The organism is Aquimarina sp. BL5, assembly GCF_003443675.1.
Taxonomy (GTDB): Bacteria; Bacteroidota; Bacteroidia; order Flavobacteriales; family Flavobacteriaceae; genus Aquimarina.
Genome location: NZ_CP031963.1, coordinates 1,299,604 through 1,315,165 on the forward strand (window position 1 = coordinate 1,299,604; position 15,562 = coordinate 1,315,165).

Here is a 15,562-nt window from a genome sequence, read left to right on the forward strand (position 1 = left end):
TACTTAACTTTTGATGGGGTTGACATTAAAAATACTATTTTAAACCTCTTTTATTTTGAAAATGCTTGTTGAAATTTCAAAAATTTGAGTGCTTAAAATGAAGGCTAGTGTTTGTATTAAGACCAATTTTTCAAAAAAAAGAGGAGCAAGTGCTTTTGCTTCACTTTTTACTCGTTTTTCTGTGAATTTTAGATATTTCTTTAAATTATAAGCCATTGCCGATAGATGCATCACTTTGTTAGCCTGCTTTATGCCAATAGTGTTGATCTTGCGCAGTCCCATAAACTGGGTGAGGGTTCCAAAAACAGGCTCTACAGTACTTTGCCGTTTGGCTTTCATTACTTTGCCTTTGGGAGTGGCTAGTCGAGCATTGTTACGCTCATATTCCTCCCGATAGTAGGTTACACTAAATTTCTTTTCTTTAGCTGTTTTTCCCAAACAGCTAAGTGATAGTGGACAGTCTCTACATATTTTACTGGAAATACGGTATTCTTTCTTTAAGGTTTGGGTACGGTAGTCTTTGAACACTTTCTTGAAAGGTACTATTGCTCTGTTGGGACAGATATAATGATCTTCACTTTGTATATACTCAAAGTCATCTGGACCTCCTTTGTAGGTACCATGGGGAGGTATATAACCTTTGATTCCTTTACTTTCTAAATAAGCATACACCTCTCCGCTACTATAGCCAGTATCTGCCAGTACATTTTCTAATTGAAACCCTGACTTCCACAACCGCCGTTGAACACGATCTACAATGTCCTTCATATATTGATTATCCTTACCATCTGCATGATAAGCTTTAATATCGGTAATCACATGAGTTGCTGTATCTACACTAAGTTGGCTGCTATAATTGAGTTTTCGAGCCTTGCCGGGCTTCACACTTATTCTGGCATCTGGATCGGTTGGACTATAGTGGGTCTTGTTACTTGTATAACGGCTACCCTTGTTATTTGACCCTGGGCGCCTGTCTTGATCCTTGCTCCAGTTCTTGTTTCTAGCTACAATACTGTTAAGTTGGTTTTTGTTGGCTGTGATCGTTTTCTGTTCTCTATTGGATTTATCTACTTTAGCTTTTCGAAAAACTTCTTTATCTCTATGGCTTATATGGCGTACAGCAGCTAAATGAGCTTCTAATTCTTGAGAAGGAACTTTTAACTCCAGACTATCCATACTGGCATTTGCTTTTACAGGTGCAGAATCTATCGCTTGGGTGCTCCCTTTTACCATACCCTTGCCGATGCACATCTCCAAAATGTGGATGAATACTTGTTCAAAAATTTCTTCAGGGAACAACTGGCGTGTCCTACTGATAGTCGAATGCCAAGGTAGTGTCTCATCAATGTCATAGCCCACAAAATAGAGGATATCCAAGCGCATACTACAGTGCTCGATAAGCTTTCTATCGCTTATAATATTTTCTAGATAACCAACTAAACAAAGCTTGAAAAACACTACAGGATCAATACTACGTTGACCACTTCTACCGTAATAGGTACTGGTTTTTTTATATAAAAAGTCTAAATGCAAAACACTCTTTAAACGATAATAAAAATTGGTCTCCGCTACACGATCACTTAAACGGAAATCACTAAACAACTTCTCTTGATATATCTTTTTTCCTTGCATATCATGAAATTAATCCTTTTTACTAACTTGTGCAACAGGCACAAGGGCTATAGGTAATTGCTTGTTCTCGCATACTTATGAAAATTGCTGGTGCCAGTTCGCTTCATTCGTATCTCGGGGATTTTCAGTTTTGTGTGTAATTGTAAAGCTGAACGCCAAACTTCTCAATTACTTGAATACCAAAATACTAACAAAAAAAAACCTAAATCAATTGCACAAAACACCACCCAAATTTCACCATCAAAACTATATGAGAGCACTAAATTTAGGATTTAATAAAATAAAGAATATCCCTAGAAGCATCTAGGATTATCTATGTTGACGAAGTCTGTAGCTTCTATTTGTATATTAATCTTAATCCTCTCTTTATTCTTTCTGGTTACATCTTAAATTTGCTATATTTCAAACTTAAGATCTGTATAGTGCATATACTCCCTTCGGGAAGCAAATGCAACATAAGATACTTTATACATAAACTTAAGAGAATAAAACTGTAGATTAAAATTCTGAATGGAAACAATAATTAACTCTTTTAAAAATCATATTAATTTTTCTAATTTTTGGATTAGAAATGGCGCTATAGTTATAATACTTTCCATTTTGGTTAATCACCTTTTTGAGCCAAAATATTTTCCGTTTCATAGAGATTATAAATTCCCTTTGTTTCCTATTGTTGTTTCAATTATTGCAGGAAGTGTAATACTTATTATTGCTCGCTTTAATTTCAACTATTTTAGAAACAAATACTTTACTAAAAAGATTAACTCACAAATACTAGTACGGTTTCTATTTTCAACTTTAGGTTATATTACGATATTATATCTCTTTTTATATTTTGGTTTAAATGGTTTGATTAACGGGACTGAATCATACAGTGTTTATAATTTACTAACAGGACTTTCAATCTCCTTACTGATAAGCGCTATCGGAATTGCTCTTTTATTTTCAACTGATATATATAAACTTCACAAACTTATCTCCATAAAAGGGACACTTAAAGTTAGACAAGGCGGTGCAATAACCTTGGTTAAGTATCCAGAAATTGCCTTTATATATAGTGAAAATAAAATCGTATATATTGTAAAAACTGATGGAACTAGAGTTATTACAGATTTCACCTTAAATGAAGTTGAAAGTAAAATTAACGAACAAATTTTTTATAGAGCAAATAGGCAAATAATTCTTCATGCGCGTTCTATCGAACAAGTAAAATCAATAGAAAATGGAAAACTATCCGTACTACTTAAACCAACAATTTCTGACGAAAAAAGCTTTCAGATAAACATTAGTAGATATAAAAGACCTGCATTTATGAATTGGTTTGAAAGCAAACTGTAAATTGGCCTGGTTATTCAGCTATTTTTTTAATACCATTCAGTAAAAATCCCTGATTTTCCCTGATTTTTATGGCTTTGCTATTGTTACTTCGTTTAAAATTTAAAACGATATAACAATGAACAAAACTTTTTTAAGAACAAAACTGACTCCTGTAATCGCTATTATTCTTTGCTGTATTCTATACGTATCAGGATATTTTCAAATGATTATAGCCGCTTCAATATTAATAGTAGCAAGTGCTATAGAGTATAAAAAAGATGCATTTAGATCTTTAGGCTTTCAACGCAAAAGAATAAATGTAAAAAATCTATTAATCATAGCACCACTAGTAGGTATTTTCACTTTTCTGTTTTATTCCTATATATTGGTTCCAGGTGTTACTTCTCTTACGGGGCAACCTTTAGACTATTCGGTGTTCGAGCCATTTGAAGGAAATCTGCCTGCCATATTAAACCTATTTGTTTATATATTGGCATCCGCAGCATTTGGCGAAGAAATTGTGTTTAGAGGATACCTAATGAGGCAGTTTACTAAGTTTTTTGGCTCCAGTAAAATAAGTATTGTAATTAATATTTTACTATTTGGGTTTATTTTTGGGCTGTCTCATGCATATCAAGGTATAAGTGGTCAAATAATAACAGGTATTCTTGGTATGTTCTTAGCCCTCGTTTTTCATATAAAAAAAGATGATTTGTGGTTTAATATCGCTGTACACGGTTTTATTGACACTATTGCTTTGGTATATCTATATTATGGTTGGATTTAATAGCTTAAAATGTACAGAATCTATACATACAATGTATAAGAAACGTGGGTAGTTTGTACTTGCCGAAAAGTCTGAAAACACTTATATTTAGCTAAGTAGTAAACCGAAACGACAGTGCTTATCTCCTGCCCTATTTTCTTATACGAGACGAAACGTTAACTGACATGTAAAAACCACCAATACCTGCAGACAAACAAATAGAAATATGTATAATTTTTCATACTTCAAAGAAAAAGACAAGCAAACAATTTTGGATTTTATAGAAGAAAATTCCATTCTAAAGCAGCAGTCCAAATCGCCTTACAATGGCTAATTCAAAGGGGAGTCGTTGCAATTCCAAAATATGTAAGTCTAAAAAGAATAGTTGAAAATTTAAAAGTTTATGATTTTTAACTAATTGATAATCAAATGAAAATAGAAGGTTAGCTGAAGACTTATTACATATGGAATAAGATAAAACAAAGTATGACAATGCCTATAATTCATTGTTACTTTTTTGGTGCAGTAAATTACTTATAAAAAGTAAAACTTAGTAACCAATGTGCAAGAAAAATCAATAAAACAATGTAACATTTTGCACTTTTATGACTCATATAGTAAACGTTAGAGAAAATGGAAAAACGAAAAAAAATCTCTGTAGGAATAGCATTTAAAAAATATTTCTTGTCTTGGTTCACTATTCTTGTTTTATTTATAATTACTAAGCTTGTTACTATCAATTCACTATTCCTACTTTATGCAGTTTGGGCTTTGGCTATACTATTTTCTATTTTGTGTATTTCCTTAAAAAAGGTAGAATTCACTTCGGACATTGTATACTTTGGTGGCAAAGCTTTTAACTATAGCCTAATTAAGGATTTAAAAATATTTGAATTCAATAAAGACACCTTCTATCTTTTTATTACAGAATCGGATAATGTTTTTAGTAAGTATCATTTTACACAGTTAGGTTTTGGTAAAAAAATAGGATATCTAGGAATATTAAGAATGTTATATTCAAAAACTTTAGATAAAAAAATACCGCTCGCTGAGTTTCTCGAATTACTAGAAGAAAAGTCAGAAATTAAAAAGAAGTTGAATTAAAACTTTTGCTAACCCAAAATATCGAATTATAACTGATTAGTTATTCATCAATTGATTGTATTTTTAATAAGACGAAAAAAAACCAACATTTTGCCTTGTCATAATATATATTTTAAATGTTACTATACATATCTAAGATGTCCAAAACTGAATGTACTAGAATTATAAAAGAGTTAGTAGATGTTACAATTTGAAATTAAAACGAAACACGAAATGATCTTATGATACTTTTACACGGAGGTTCATTATGGATATACTTACTGTTCTTTTTTTTAATGATGGTTATACCAACCATCATTATTTTTATAGTTCTAAAAAAGTTTATTTTTAAAAAGTATATTAAAAAGCAAAAATATAAATCAACAAGAGTAATTTCTTACATATTTATATTTCTGTTATCAATAGTATTAATATTACTAGTAAATTACTCATTTCACAGCGTTTGGCAATAATCTAGAAGAAAACCGTAAAGCTGTTATGACTATTAAAAAGGTAATTTACAAGTCGCCAAATATAAAATTTGGAGTTTATGAGAAAAAAATAATCGCAACATATAGATTATCACCTTCTACCCTACATTTATTAAACTAGATCTTATAAGTTAATCAGAAACCTAATATAAAATGCGCAGTAAATTCCCAATCCTAGAATCCGAAAGAGTAATCTTAAGACAATTTACTGAATCAGATTTAGAAAACGTTTTTAGAGGACTTTCTCATCCTGATATTATAAAATATTATGGCATTAGTTTCGATACTTTGGAAGCTACAAAAGAACAAATGGTTTGGTTTTCTGATCTTGAAAAAAATGAAAATGGAATTTGGTGGGCTGTTTGTTCTAAAGATGATGGAAAATTTCTTGGAGCGGGTGGATTAAATGATCTAAATAAAGAAAACAAAAAGGCGGAAATTGGTTTTTGGTTGTTGCCGGAAAATTGGGGAAAAGGACTTATGACCGAAACAATACCGCTTATCTTACAACATGCGTTTGAGACTATTGGACTACATAGAATTGAAGGTTTTGTCGAAACGGAAAACTTGAACTGTAAAAAAGCTCTTGCAAAATTACAATTCAATTTAGAAGGTACTATGCAAGACTGTGAAATTAAGAATGGAGCGTTTATTAGTATAGATATTTACTCGAAAATAGCTAATAAATAAAAAAACAAACCACAACACGATATATGTGTTCAAAGTAAATAGAAGTTTAATTGAATCTTGTTGTGTCTTTGAGAAGACCCAATACTCTCCGAAAGTAAAAGTTAGCAACCAATGCCCTAGAATACCTAAAAGCTAGGGACACTTTATGTTGGTCCTATTCACGTATTTGGCTTCATCTATAAGAATAGTAACAAGTGTTATCCCTAATCACCTCTTTTTTTTCGTTTTGCTTGTCTTAGCAATTTTCTTTGACTTCTCTTTAGCTTTCGTGCTTGTCTTTTTTCTGGAGAGCCTCGTACCAAATATACCATATACGCAATACCGTTCCCTGCACCTATAGCTATATAATGGGGAATGGCAAAAAAGCCTTCAAATATTTGACCAAAGACAGTACCATGTTGGGCTGTACATGCCCTTCCAATATAAGACATACGCCACCAATGACGTGTAGACTTCCCTTCACTCCCGTCCTTATACACCTCTGTAGCAGTAATATAAACACATTGCATATGATGCCAAGGGGTACATTTATTTACATTTCGCGTTCCTCTATCAAAAAGTTTTACAGAAAGACTGTCCTTTACAGTTAGTACTTCATTCTGTGCTACACTTGGTGCGTAAACCAATAACATAATAATGACAAACAAAACCTTCATAATACTAAGATAAGTAATTTGAATATAAGATGAATGCTAGTTCAATTCTTCTCTCCTTCTTTCTTCAAATTCTACTTTTTCAACTTAAGACATTAGTTTTCTATATTTTGGATAAGAAGTCAACTACCTCGGGACAAGTCCACGAGGCATTAAAACGAACTGATTTTTAATTTCGAGGCAAGCCTCGGAGTATTAAACCCTTTGGCGGTCCCAATAAATTTGGTAAGTTGCAAACATGAGATTCAGTATTTATTAGAAATAATAAACGTAAAACATTTAACTCAACCAAGAAAGTATGGAAATAGACCATATATTTATATTTTCAAAAAATAATGGAAAGGAAGCTGACGACTTAGTTAGTTTTGGCTTTGTGGAAGGTAGTAGTAGAATTCATCGAGGACAAGGGACAATAAACCGAAAATTTTATTTCGAGAATTTTTTCCTAGAAATTTTATGGGTGATAGATGAAAAGGAAATACAAAATGAAACAACTGCACAAACAACACTTTGGGAACGTTCCCAATTTAAGGAAAATGGATATTCGCCTTATGGCTTGTGCCTACTAAATTGTGATCTTACTGACACACTGTTTAAAGAAAGTAAAATTTATCAACCTGATTATTTCCCAAAAGGGATGTCTATTGATATAATTACTAACGAGAAACGCCCTCAATTACCTTGGACATTCAGACTTCCTTATAGAGGAGAAAAGAAAGTTAACGATGAACCGATTGAACATTCAAATGGAATTAAGTTTTTGACCCGAATAGAATTTGAAGTAAACGACAAAATCTGTAAAGGTCATTTTACAGATTATTTTACAGGATTTGATCATATTGCGTTCAAGGAAAGTAAAAGAACGCATCTGAATCTTGAGTTTGATAATAAAACTCAGGGCAAGAAAAAAGAATTTCCTGAACTTGGTCTAACTATAAACTATTAAAAAGTGTTTTACAACAATTTGAGTATCATATATGTTCCATTTGGGAAGCAAGCGCAAGATATAAGAGACGTTATAACACAATCATTAAAATAAATGAAGAATCTAGTTCATTTAATTGAGATGTAGATTTATTCGTATTTTCGATATTATAAGACTAAATTTAATTAATGATGACAAAAAGTGAACTTATTGCCAATCGATTAAGAGAAGTTTTATTAAATGGAACTTGGATAGCAAACACCAATTATAAACAACAAATAGAAAGTGTGACTTGGCAACAGGCTAATCAAAAGATTGAAACCCTAAACACTATTGCAATACTCACATATCATATCAATTACTATCTTGCCGGGATTCTAAATGTTTTTCTAGGGGGTAATCTTGAAATTAGAGATACCTTTAGCTTTGATATACCACCCATTACATCTGAAACTGATTGGAAAAACCTTAAAAATGAATTCTTGACCAACGCCGAAAAATTTGCTCTACAAGTAGAAAAAATGGAAGATCAAAAATTGGATCAGATATTTGTAGATCAAAAGTATGGAACTTACCTAAGAAATATTGAAGGTGTCATCGAGCACAGCTATTATCATCTTGGACAGATTTCTCTGATTAAAAAACTTATAACAAAAAATAGCAAATAACATACTTCAATGTGACTTAAAATTAATTTTATTATTTAGTCTTATCTGGATATTCCAAATATAGGATATGTACTTCTACTAATACAATTCAGATGACAAATCCGACAATTCGGTAAGGTTTTTTACCCATTTACTTAAGGTAACAATAACTTTCGAATAAATTAATACGTTATGTTTTTAAGTACCATAGGGGTAATTCACTTCGCGTCCTCAATCATTTCATTAATAACCGGCACGGTAGTTTTATATAAATCAAAAGGAACAACACCCCATAAACAAATCGGTTATATATATACGATATCAATGTTCATTGTTCTTGCAACTTCGTTTATGTTATATAGACTGCATGGAACATTTGGAGTTCTTCATTGGTTTGCTGTGATAAGTAGTATCACGCTCTTGTTAGGAATTGTGCCGATGTTTATTAAACCTAAGGAGTATTTAAAACTTCATTATGGTTTTATGTATTGGAGTGTTATCGGATTGTATTGTGCTTTTTTTGCTGAAGTACTTACAAGAATTCCGTTTATTCTTAAAGTGGATACTAATATAATTCCAATTTTTTATTCATTAGTAGGAGTTGCTACAGCACTGGTTAGCGCTATTGGTTCTATCTATTTTAGAAAATATAAGGAGAAATGGAATGCTTTGATAGATGACTCCAAGAATAATCTCGAAATCTAAATGGCTCTATTTATATAGTAAAAAAATATAAGAACACTAAGATGATCCATCATCATAATATTAAGAAGTAACTATCTATTCTTTTTTAAAATAAGCGCCGTAACGAATACGGCGCTTTACAAAACAACATAATGACTATTACTTAGGCATCACAACATCACCAATTACATGAATCACTCCGTTTGTAGCCATTACATCAGTCTTTATGATTTCACTATAATTTCCGTTTTGATCTTTTAACCAGATCTTACCGTCTTTTTTTACGGCTTTTAGTTTCGCACCACTTAGGGTAGTTAACTCTGCCTTTCCTCCTCCACTTTTTAATGCTTTTACAACAGCAGCCGCATCGATCTTACCTGATACTACATGATACGTTAGGATAGAAGTTAACTTACTTTTGTTGGCTGGTTCCAATAAAGAATTCAGAGTTTTAGAATCGATCTTGGCAAAAGCATCATTGGTAGGGGCAAATACCGTAAAAGGTCCATCACCTTTTAGAGCTCCAACCAGATCAGCTGCTTTAAGCGCTGTTACCAAGGTAGAAAAATCGTCTACTGATACAGCTACATCTACAATGTCCTTTTTTGATTGTGCAAATGTGGATTGAGTGCATACGAATAAGAAAAGAGTCGAGGCAATAAAAATTAGTTTTTTCATGATTTTATTTTTTAAGAATTAAACATTGTTAAACGCGCTTTACATATTCATATACACAAGTTTGTTTCATTTGGATGAGTTTGGATGAGATTTTTTTTAAATTTGAAGAAGCCAATAACTAAATGAAAGACGATTTAGAACTTATAAAGAAGTTACAGAGTCAAGATTCTTATGCCTTGTCTAAGGTTTATGATCTCTATTCTGGTGCACTTTATGGGGTGATTTTAAGAATGTGCAAAGATGAGCCTCTAGCACAGGATTTATTACAAGAAACATTTATGAAAATTTGGCGAAAATCGCATACGTATAATCCGGAAAAAGGAAAGTTTTTTACCTGGTCATATCGAATTGCAAGGAATATAACGTTAAACGCGCTACGCAAAAAGAATATCCTCATCCAAAATGAGGATTTAAGTGTATATAAAGATAGAAGTACTTCTGAAGTAGAAAAAGAAACATTAGAATTAGATGGTTCTTTAAAAAAATTAGAACCTCATCATCAAAAAGCTTTAGAGCTTGTATATTTTAATGGGCTCACGCATAGAGAGGCACAAGAGGAAATGGATGTTCCTTTAGGAACATTTAAATCTTATATAAAACAAGCTCTTAAAAAATTAAGAGAATCTTATAAAGAAGAACTTCTAGTAGTATGGATTATTATTGAAATGATGAGATGATGGATAGGAATACGATAAAAGATACAGGAATACTAGAACAATATCTATTAGGTGAACTTTCTGAGGAGCAATCTATAGAAGTAGAGAACATTCTTAAAAAAGATAAAGAGTTACGAGAGTATTTCAATAAAATGGAAAATGATATGGAGCAAATAGCATTAGAAAATGCAATTACTCCTCCTGTTCATATTAAAACAGCGATATTAAATGAACTAGAAAATTCTAGCTTGGTTGCTAAAGAAAAAGTAATTCCATTGCAAAAAAGAAAAAGAGTCTCCTACAATTTTGCGATTGCCGCGAGTCTTGCTGCGCTATTTTTATTGAGTTCTGGTTGGTTGTATAACCAATGGAAAAATACGGAACGTACTATGATTACATTACAAAAAGAGACCAATGATCTAAAAGATAGGCTTGTAAACTTAGAAGGTAATTATCAGAAAACTGAAAAATGGTATCAAGCGATCAATAAACCAGAAGTAGTACAGTTGGTATTAAAAGGGAATGAAAAATCACCTGGTTCTGCTGCTATAGCATATGTAAATCATAAGAACAAAGAGGTTATCCTTAACCCAACGGGACTTTCTAAACTAAAGAATAATAAAACCTATCAAATGTGGGCAGATGTAAATGGAGAAATGATCGATATGGGTGTGATTTCTGCTAATCAAGAAATGATCACAATGAAATATATTGAGAATGCGGAATCATTAAATATAACAATTGAACCCGCTGGGGGAAATGATCATCCTACGGTAGAACAACTAATTTCTAATGTATATCTTTAGTACTAGAATCTGCATAAACTTAGCGGTAATTAAATATGATATTCGAAACTCATCAACTGAATTCTCCAATTAGCAAGTACATTGAATCTATATTTCATTTTAAAGATTTTATACCGGACCATTCTATAGAGCGAGTTGTACCCACTGGGCATGTGTTTATTATTTTCGAATTAGATGACATCCCAAGAAATACATTTGATAATATTACGCTAAAACCTAACAAAACATATACGAAAGCTTGGATATCTGGGATACACAAAAACTATATCTCAATTTCTGCTCATCCAAAATCCGAAATGTTTGTGATTCAATTTAAGCCTTTTGGAACCTATCCTTTTTTTCATTTTCCTGCAGCAGATCTAAGTGAAAAAATTCTTTCTTATGAAGAAGTTTTTGAAAAAGAGCTCCTAGTATTAAGAGAAAACCTTCTAAAACAAGAGGCTTCTCTAGATAAATTCAATGTAGCGGAAAAATGGTTAATAAGTAGATTTAATGAATCTAAAGTACCATCTAAAGAATTACTTTCTGTAGTACAAAAGTTAGAAACAGAACCTGTAACTAATTTTAATGATGCCATCGGAAGCTATCCATATACTCAGAAACACCTTATAGATCAATTTAAAAAATACATAGGCGTGACTCCTAAATATTATCAACGAATCTTACGTTTCAATGAAATCTTACAACAAATTCAACAAAAAGAAAGTATATCTTGGTCCCAAGTAGCTTATCAATGTGGGTATGCGGATCAATCTCACTTTATCAAAGAGTTTAATCATTTTTCTGGTTTTAATCCTCAAGAATTTATCAAGAAAGAATTCAATAAAGATGAGTCAAATTTCTTTCCTTTGGATAGAGAAGGTTAATTTTTTACTATTATAGTATTTTTTGTTTTTCGTACTTAGCGTTAAACTTATTACAAAATGAAAAAAATTACTTTCATCATCTTACTATTTCTTCCTGGTTTATTTATTTATTCACAGAATCAAAAGATACAAACAGAAAAAAGAGTTACTTCTACGATTGATTCCACCAACAAAAAGGAGCTTGTACTCATACAAGAGTTTATTGTTAATGTACCGTTAGATTCTGTTTGGAATGCATATACAACCAAAAACGGTTGGGAAAGTTGGGTAGTGCCTTTGGCCGAAGTTGATTTTAAAATTAACGGGACAATCAAAACCAATTATGACAAGAACGGAAAGATTGGAGATAGTACCACGATCAACTTAAAAGTGGTTAATTATATCCCAAAAAAGTTGATTACTTTACAAGCGGAACTCACTAATAACTTTCCTGATTTTATGAAAAAAGATGAAAAAGATCTCTATAACATTATTTGTTTTGAGTCTTTAACCAGCAAAAAAACAAAGATAATCTCTTATGGAATTGGATATAAAAACAATCCGAAATATCTATCATTAATGAAATTCTTTATTTCTGGAAACGAAATGTCATATCAACAGTTAATTGCATATCTTGAAAAAGGAAAAGCTATAAAATTCTAACACGATGGATCCAGCACTACAAACAATGATTAATAATATGCCTGAGAAAACAGGCAAGTCCTTAGAGGAATGGAAACAAATTCTAAAAGAACAATCTTTTGCAAAACACGGTGAAGCAGTTAAATTCTTAAAAACAGAACATAGTGTAACTCACGGTTTCGCTAATACTATAGTCGCTTTATCTAAAGAATCTGATGATACTCCTAATGATTTGGTAACCAGCCAATACAAGGGCAAAGAAAACTTACTCCCTATTTATGAAAAGCTTCTTACCGTCGTAACATCTTTTGGTGATGATGTTGTTAAAACACCTAAAAAAACAAGTGTTAGCATTATTAGAAAAAAGCAATTTGCACTTATTAAACCCGCTACTAAAACCAGAATTGATCTGGGTTTAAAGCTAAAAGGGAAACCTACTACCGAACGGCTTCAAAACTCTGGTCCTTTTGGTACCATGTGTACTCATAGAGTTCAAATAATATCTATAGATCAAGTAGATACTGAACTCACAGAATGGTTAAAAGAAGCTTATGAAATGTCTGTGTAATAAATCCTAAGTACTATAAACCACTATTTATCATTGTATTACTATATACTCTACAATCATCAATAAAACTTTATACTTTATTTATGATGTAATTCTCATTTTTGGTGCAGTATTATCAAGATATTGCCGTGAAATTAGAATACTCATAAAATAAAATTTAAATGAACATTACATTAGAACAAGCGGAGAAAATTATTAGCGCTGCTAAGACAAAATCGATTGCATTAAATACAAAAATGAATATCTCTATCGTTGATGCGGGAGCAAATCTTGTAGCTTTTGCGCGTATGGATGGAGCTTGGTTAGGTTCTCTTGATATCTCTTTAAAGAAAGCAAAAACAGCTCGTTTCTTTGATATGAATACAGGTATCATTGGAGAACTATCACAACCCGGAGGTTCTTTATATAACATCGAGCATTCTAACGGAGGCCTAATAACTTTTCCAGGAGGAGTTCCTATCAAGAATGAAAACGATGAGATCATAGGAGCAATTGGAGTAAGTGGGAGTAGCGTAGAAAATGATCATGCTGTGGCAGAAGCTGGTGCAAACGCTTTATAATTATTTAAAAATTAGCGTGTAGGTTATCTAAAATTAAATATGAATAATCTGCACGTTTATATTTTATACAAGTTCTGATTTAAAAATACTCAAATAAAACATAGGTATTTTTAAGTCAGAAATGGTATTCGTCTAAATATCGCTACTAACTATCTCCAATATTGATACATGAAAAAAATCGTTAGTTATATCTGGCCACTTACTAAAAAAATTCAGTCTAAAATTAACGGAACATTGGAAATCACCTGGATGAATGGAAAAAAAGTGTTGGATAGTGAAACCGCTAATTACTCTTATGGTTCATTACAGCGTATTTTAGATTATGGATTGTCTAAAATATATTTTGATAGTAAGTCGAGTATTCTATTATTGGGAATGGGCGGAGGAAGTGTTATAGATACATTAAGAAATCGATATAAACACATTGGTCATATTACCGCTGTAGAAATTGATCCAATAATTATTCAATTGGCAAAAGATGAATTCGATATTGCGGAAAACAAAGAACTATCAATTATTTCTGATGATGCACTTGATTTTGTATCTAATTGTAAAAATTCTTTTGACTTAATCATTATAGATCTTTTTATTGATCTAAAGGTACCTATCGAATTTTATCAGATCTCTTTTTGGGATCAACTTACTAAATTAATAAAACCTAAAGGAAATTTGCTTTTTAATGCTGGTATCCAACTGAATGATGATTCTGACATACAATTGCTTATAACCAATTACTCCAAAAAGATAGAGTTCCAACTACACAGTAATGTCCATGGAACTAATACTCTATTAATAGGTAGAAAAAAATAGTATCTTCGTTATTGATCTTATTTTTTATTAGCATGAATGCGAAAAGCCTTACCGATACTGCCCAAACCATAGCATCCTATATACATAGAACTCCTATCCTTACATCACGACTTCTTAACAAGATTTCAGGAGCTGATTTATACTTTAAGTGTGAAAATTTTCAGCGAATGGGAGCTTTTAAGATGCGTGGTGCAACACATGCAATTTTACAATTATCTAATGAACAAAAAGCTAAAGGAGTAGTGACACACTCTTCGGGTAATTTTGCGCAGGCATTATCTCTTGCTGCTCAGACTTTAGGAGTCAGAGCATATATTGTAATGCCATCTAATGCTCCACAAGTAAAAAAAGATGCAGTTAAAGATTATGGAGGAGAAATTATAGAATGCCCTCCTACTCATAAAGATCGTGAAGCAACAGCGAATAAAATTCAAACTGAAAAAGGAGCAACTTTTTTACATCCCTATAATGACCACAATGTAATATTAGGACAAGGAACTGCAGCTTTAGAATTACTGGAAGATTATCCTGATTTAGAATATATATTTTCTCCTGTTGGCGGTGGCGGACTGATTTCTGGAACGGCATTGGCAGCTTATTTTTATGGAAAAAACTGTAAAGTCATTGGCGGAGAACCTTTTGAAGTAGATGATGCTTATAGAGCATTACAAAGTGGTACGTTAGAAATTAACGAAACCACCAACACTGCTGCTGACGGACTCAAAATGCCTTTAGGTGATCTTACTTTTCCCATCATACAGAAACACGTTTCGGAGATTATTCGAGTAGATGAGGAAGAAATTATATCGGCCATGCGTTTGATTTGGGAACGTATGAAAATCATTATAGAACCTTCTTGTTCAGTTCCATTAGCCGCTTTGCTTAGAGAAAAGGAACGATTTCAGAATAAAAAAATAGGAATTATTCTCTCCGGAGGAAACGTGGATTTAGGTAATCTACCTTTTTAAAAACACTTTAGCACATATTTAACAATCTCTTAAAACGCCTATAAAAAAACACTTACGACATAAAACTCCTAATTAATTAGTTAAACTACTAACTAATTAGTTGCAAAACTAATCAATTAGTAGTACGTTTGCTATATCAAA

18 protein-coding genes are annotated in these 15,562 nt (G+C 32.0%); 15 read left to right on the plus strand and 3 right to left on the minus strand.

The window, feature by feature from the left end; all coding sequences use genetic code 11:
- Positions 1-39: 39 nt before the first annotated feature.
- Positions 40-1,632, minus strand: a complete 1,593-nt coding sequence (locus tag D1818_RS05630) for an IS1182 family transposase (RefSeq protein ID WP_240338280.1) — start codon at positions 1,630-1,632, stop codon at positions 40-42.
- A 510-nt stretch (positions 1,633-2,142) separates the two neighbouring features.
- Between D1818_RS05630 and D1818_RS05635 the strand changes: the two genes are divergently transcribed.
- The 4 genes from D1818_RS05635 (at position 2,143) to D1818_RS05650 (ending at position 5,979) form a co-directional block, all read left to right on the plus strand.
- Positions 2,143-2,970 (plus strand): LytTR family DNA-binding domain-containing protein, encoded by an 828-nt coding sequence (locus D1818_RS05635; protein WP_118456829.1) that lies wholly within the window; start codon positions 2,143-2,145, stop codon positions 2,968-2,970.
- 115 nt (positions 2,971-3,085) lie between these two features.
- Entirely contained in the window at positions 3,086-3,736 is a 651-nt protein-coding gene (locus D1818_RS05640; RefSeq protein WP_118456832.1) for a CPBP family intramembrane glutamic endopeptidase, read from the plus strand.
- A 612-nt stretch (positions 3,737-4,348) separates the two neighbouring features.
- Complete coding sequence (locus tag D1818_RS05645) at positions 4,349-4,819, plus strand: hypothetical protein (protein ID WP_118456834.1); 471 nt, start codon at positions 4,349-4,351, stop codon at positions 4,817-4,819.
- Between the two features lie 623 nt (positions 4,820-5,442).
- Entirely contained in the window at positions 5,443-5,979 is a 537-nt protein-coding gene (locus D1818_RS05650) for a GNAT family N-acetyltransferase (protein WP_118456836.1), read from the plus strand.
- 203 nt (positions 5,980-6,182) lie between these two features.
- On the opposite strand, the gene D1818_RS05655 is transcribed toward D1818_RS05650, so the two are convergent.
- Complete coding sequence (locus D1818_RS05655) at positions 6,183-6,635, minus strand: hypothetical protein (protein ID WP_118456839.1); 453 nt, start codon at positions 6,633-6,635, stop codon at positions 6,183-6,185.
- A gap of 295 nt (positions 6,636-6,930) precedes the next feature.
- On the opposite strand from D1818_RS05655, the gene D1818_RS05660 reads away from it, so the two are divergent.
- The 3 genes from D1818_RS05660 to D1818_RS05670 all read left to right on the plus strand — a co-directional run bounded on the left by D1818_RS05660 (position 6,931) and on the right by D1818_RS05670 (position 8,909).
- Positions 6,931-7,578, plus strand: a complete 648-nt coding sequence (locus D1818_RS05660) for a hypothetical protein (protein WP_118456841.1) — start codon at positions 6,931-6,933, stop codon at positions 7,576-7,578.
- A gap of 167 nt (positions 7,579-7,745) precedes the next feature.
- Entirely contained in the window at positions 7,746-8,225 is a 480-nt protein-coding gene (locus D1818_RS05665) for a DUF1572 domain-containing protein (RefSeq protein WP_371682599.1), read from the plus strand.
- Between the two features lie 171 nt (positions 8,226-8,396).
- Complete coding sequence (locus D1818_RS05670; RefSeq protein ID WP_118456846.1) at positions 8,397-8,909, plus strand: DUF2306 domain-containing protein; 513 nt, start codon at positions 8,397-8,399, stop codon at positions 8,907-8,909.
- A 138-nt stretch (positions 8,910-9,047) separates the two neighbouring features.
- On the opposite strand, the gene D1818_RS05675 is transcribed toward D1818_RS05670, so the two are convergent.
- Positions 9,048-9,566: a fasciclin domain-containing protein gene (locus D1818_RS05675; RefSeq protein WP_118456848.1), complete on the minus strand. Its 519-nt coding sequence runs from the start codon at positions 9,564-9,566 to the stop codon at positions 9,048-9,050.
- A gap of 122 nt (positions 9,567-9,688) precedes the next feature.
- Here D1818_RS05675 and D1818_RS05680 point away from each other — a divergent pair, with 122 nt between their 5' ends.
- The 8 genes from D1818_RS05680 to D1818_RS05715 all read left to right on the plus strand — a co-directional run bounded on the left by D1818_RS05680 (position 9,689) and on the right by D1818_RS05715 (position 15,421).
- Positions 9,689-10,243, plus strand: a complete 555-nt coding sequence (locus tag D1818_RS05680; protein WP_118456850.1) for an RNA polymerase sigma factor — start codon at positions 9,689-9,691, stop codon at positions 10,241-10,243.
- On the plus strand, positions 10,243-11,028 hold the full coding sequence (locus D1818_RS05685; RefSeq protein WP_158596956.1) for an anti-sigma factor: 786 nt from the start codon (positions 10,243-10,245) through the stop codon (positions 11,026-11,028). Before D1818_RS05680 ends, D1818_RS05685 begins: the two co-directional genes overlap by 1 nt.
- A gap of 35 nt (positions 11,029-11,063) precedes the next feature.
- Positions 11,064-11,894 (plus strand): AraC family transcriptional regulator, encoded by an 831-nt coding sequence (locus D1818_RS05690; protein ID WP_118456855.1) that lies wholly within the window; start codon positions 11,064-11,066, stop codon positions 11,892-11,894.
- A 57-nt stretch (positions 11,895-11,951) separates the two neighbouring features.
- Positions 11,952-12,536, plus strand: a complete 585-nt coding sequence (locus D1818_RS05695) for an SRPBCC domain-containing protein (RefSeq protein ID WP_118456858.1) — start codon at positions 11,952-11,954, stop codon at positions 12,534-12,536.
- A gap of 4 nt (positions 12,537-12,540) precedes the next feature.
- On the plus strand, positions 12,541-13,083 hold the full coding sequence (locus D1818_RS05700) for a DUF4287 domain-containing protein (RefSeq protein WP_118456860.1): 543 nt from the start codon (positions 12,541-12,543) through the stop codon (positions 13,081-13,083).
- Between the two features lie 161 nt (positions 13,084-13,244).
- Positions 13,245-13,643 (plus strand): heme-binding protein, encoded by a 399-nt coding sequence (locus tag D1818_RS05705; RefSeq protein ID WP_118456863.1) that lies wholly within the window; start codon positions 13,245-13,247, stop codon positions 13,641-13,643.
- Between the two features lie 168 nt (positions 13,644-13,811).
- Entirely contained in the window at positions 13,812-14,453 is a 642-nt protein-coding gene (locus D1818_RS05710) for a spermidine synthase (RefSeq protein ID WP_118456865.1), read from the plus strand.
- 32 nt (positions 14,454-14,485) lie between these two features.
- The gene (locus tag D1818_RS05715; protein WP_118463524.1) at positions 14,486-15,421 is read left to right on the plus strand and encodes a pyridoxal-phosphate dependent enzyme; all 936 of its coding nucleotides are present in this window, start codon (positions 14,486-14,488) and stop codon (positions 15,419-15,421) included.
- Positions 15,422-15,562 lie beyond the last annotated feature (141 nt).

What these genes read in the sequence shown, in the direction of transcription:
- D1818_RS05645 (WP_118456834.1), top strand. Translation starts at nt 4,349, where the DNA reads ATGGAAAAACGAAAAAAAATCTCTGTAGGAATAGCATTTAAAAAATAT.
- D1818_RS05680 (WP_118456850.1), top strand. Translation starts at nt 9,689, where the DNA reads ATGAAAGACGATTTAGAACTTATAAAGAAGTTACAGAGTCAAGATTCT.
- D1818_RS05690 (WP_118456855.1), top strand. Translation starts at nt 11,064, where the DNA reads ATGATATTCGAAACTCATCAACTGAATTCTCCAATTAGCAAGTACATT.
- D1818_RS05685 (WP_158596956.1), top strand. Translation starts at nt 10,243, where the DNA reads ATGGATAGGAATACGATAAAAGATACAGGAATACTAGAACAATATCTA.
- D1818_RS05635 (WP_118456829.1), top strand. Translation starts at nt 2,143, where the DNA reads ATGGAAACAATAATTAACTCTTTTAAAAATCATATTAATTTTTCTAAT.
- D1818_RS05665 (WP_371682599.1), top strand. Translation starts at nt 7,746, where the DNA reads ATGATGACAAAAAGTGAACTTATTGCCAATCGATTAAGAGAAGTTTTA.
- D1818_RS05640 (WP_118456832.1), top strand. Translation starts at nt 3,086, where the DNA reads ATGAACAAAACTTTTTTAAGAACAAAACTGACTCCTGTAATCGCTATT.
- D1818_RS05660 (WP_118456841.1), top strand. Translation starts at nt 6,931, where the DNA reads ATGGAAATAGACCATATATTTATATTTTCAAAAAATAATGGAAAGGAA.
- D1818_RS05630 (WP_240338280.1), bottom strand. Translation starts at nt 1,632, where the DNA reads ATGCAAGGAAAAAAGATATATCAAGAGAAGTTGTTTAGTGATTTCCGT.
- D1818_RS05695 (WP_118456858.1), top strand. Translation starts at nt 11,952, where the DNA reads ATGAAAAAAATTACTTTCATCATCTTACTATTTCTTCCTGGTTTATTT.
- D1818_RS05650 (WP_118456836.1), top strand. Translation starts at nt 5,443, where the DNA reads ATGCGCAGTAAATTCCCAATCCTAGAATCCGAAAGAGTAATCTTAAGA.
- D1818_RS05675 (WP_118456848.1), bottom strand. Translation starts at nt 9,566, where the DNA reads ATGAAAAAACTAATTTTTATTGCCTCGACTCTTTTCTTATTCGTATGC.
- D1818_RS05670 (WP_118456846.1), top strand. Translation starts at nt 8,397, where the DNA reads ATGTTTTTAAGTACCATAGGGGTAATTCACTTCGCGTCCTCAATCATT.
- D1818_RS05715 (WP_118463524.1), top strand. Translation starts at nt 14,486, where the DNA reads ATGAATGCGAAAAGCCTTACCGATACTGCCCAAACCATAGCATCCTAT.
- D1818_RS05700 (WP_118456860.1), top strand. Translation starts at nt 12,541, where the DNA reads ATGGATCCAGCACTACAAACAATGATTAATAATATGCCTGAGAAAACA.
- D1818_RS05710 (WP_118456865.1), top strand. Translation starts at nt 13,812, where the DNA reads ATGAAAAAAATCGTTAGTTATATCTGGCCACTTACTAAAAAAATTCAG.
- D1818_RS05655 (WP_118456839.1), bottom strand. Translation starts at nt 6,635, where the DNA reads ATGAAGGTTTTGTTTGTCATTATTATGTTATTGGTTTACGCACCAAGT.
- D1818_RS05705 (WP_118456863.1), top strand. Translation starts at nt 13,245, where the DNA reads ATGAACATTACATTAGAACAAGCGGAGAAAATTATTAGCGCTGCTAAG.